The 2,157-nt window shown below is 38.1% G+C and carries 2 protein-coding genes; one reads left to right on the forward strand and one right to left on the reverse strand.

Annotation, left to right across the window (positions count from 1 at the left end; all coding sequences use genetic code 11):
- Nucleotides 1–171, reverse strand: a 171-nt coding sequence (locus tag AC5YCD_RS08040; RefSeq protein WP_496129540.1) for a helix-turn-helix domain-containing protein, incomplete at its 3' end; no start/stop codon positions are given.
- Between the two features lie 661 nt (nucleotides 172–832).
- Between AC5YCD_RS08040 and AC5YCD_RS08045 the strand changes: the two genes are divergently transcribed.
- Nucleotides 833–2,157: GA-like domain-containing protein (locus AC5YCD_RS08045; RefSeq protein ID WP_496129539.1), on the forward strand; the 1,325-nt coding region annotated here is incomplete at its 3' end.

The following is a 2,157-nucleotide window of genomic DNA, read 5'->3' on the forward strand; positions in this document are numbered from 1 at the left end:
CCGAATCAGGCAGTCTTCAACATGACGGACAATTCTTGAGGCTGTGGGCTCTGAAACCCCGTAACTCGTCGCAACGTGAAATAAGGTTCGGTATTCCCGCCAATAGCTCAAACAGAGCAGAACCTGATCCTCCAGGCTTAACTTGGGTGGTCTGCCTTTGGCAGGGAACATGCTTCTGCAATTGCTCAACCATCAAATAGAAGGTTGACCATGAGATGCCCGTGTATCGCTTGAACTGAGGATCAGAAAGCTTGTTTGAATCGATGTATTTCATCCGCAGATTATGCACGAATGTCAAGAAATATGGAGTGCAAATATTAATCAAAAAGAAGATCATTTTTTGATTTATGAAAGAGATCTATAGTATATTAGAATAAGCTAGGCAAAGAATTTGTAGAATTATTGTAATTAATTCAATAACTAATAATACTTTGATATAGCTAGACCACATCCTTTGGCTACAATATTTTTAAATTTAATTATGTAACATCAATGTTTTAGTTGATTTAAAGTGTAGCCTAAAACTTCAATCTAGCTATACATTTATAATACAAAACTGTATTATTTAATAAGTAAGTGAATTGTAATTGAATTTAACTAATTTTGTAAAAAAATGTTTTTTACAAAAAACAATAATTAGCTAAGCTTATGATTGTATGTATAAAAAATAATAAAGCATAAAGAGTTTAGTTTTTAATATTTTAAAGATTGGATTACAGAATATATAGTATTGATGCTAGTTGGCAAAAAAATAAAATGGAACTCAATATAGTATTTATATTGGTCATTTAAAATAAGTCTAAATTATTCAAAATAAAGAGGTTTACCAATTATGGCTCAGCTCTCTGTTGTAGCAAAGGAGAGTCATCAGACCTTACAGTCCGGTGAGTCCTCCCAAATATCCCTGAGTGAAAACTCAGTCGTCTTAGTTAATGTACCGAGAGAACAAGTTGCTTCAATCGTACGACAAGGGAATTCTGCGGTAATTACATTAAAAGATGGTGAAGTTATCGTTATTGATAATTTCTTTTCTTTTCCAGATAACACAATTGTGTTTACAAGCGATTCGGGCGAACTTTATCGTGTCGAATTTAGCAATCAAGATGGCGTACTCGATAGCCTAAGATATTATTTGGTTGAAGAACAAAATATTCAACCACTACTCTATGGTGATGATTTTGTCGGTGCATACATCTGGCCATGGGCGCTAGGTGCCTTGGCAGTCGGTGGTTTAATTGCTGTAGCAGCTGATGATGATGATAAGAAAGAATCAAATCGTGATTTAGATACAGCTAAAGAATTAGTGAAAGATGCAGAAGACAAACATCAAGCAGCAAAAGATATCATCGCTGATGCGCAAGAAGATGGTCTAATCACACCTGAAGAGCAACAAGCGATTCAAGATGCGATTGATGCAGCGAAAGATGCAGAAGACGCAGCTCAAGATGCGGTCAATAACCTACCTGAGAGTGAAGACAAGTCTGGTTTACAAGATCGTCTAGACGAACTAGACGACCTCGTGGTACCGCCAATTAATGACCAAGATGGCAATGGTAAAGATGATGCAATTGATGAAGCTGAAGCACTTGTAAAAGATGCAGAAGACAAACATCAAGCAGCAGAAGATATCATCGCTGATGCGCAAGAAGACGGTTTAATCACACCTGAAGAGCAACAAGCGATTCAAGATGCAGTTGATGCAGCGAAAGATGCAGAAGACGCAGCTCAAGGTGCGGTCAATAACCTACCTGAGAGTGAAGACAAGTCTGGTCTACAAGATCGTATAGATGAACTAGAAGACCTTGTGGTACCGCCAGTTAATGACCCTGAAGCACTTGTAAAAGATGCAGAAGATAAACATCAAGCAGCAGAAGACATCATTGCTGATGCGCAAGAAGATGGTCTGATCACACCTGAAGAGCAACAAGCGATTCAAAATGCAGTTGATGCAGCAGAAACGGCTAAAGATACAGCACAAGAGGCAGTCGATACGCTACCAGAAGGTGCAGGTAAAGATGGCTTCCAAGATCGTTTAGATACTTTAGAACCACTTGTTGTACCACCGGTTAATGACCAAGATGGCAATGGTAAAGATGATGCAATTGATGAAGCTGAAGCACTTGTAAAAGATGCAGAAGACAAACATCAAGCAGCAGG

It is taken from the genome of Acinetobacter sp. CY05, from assembly GCF_059515805.1.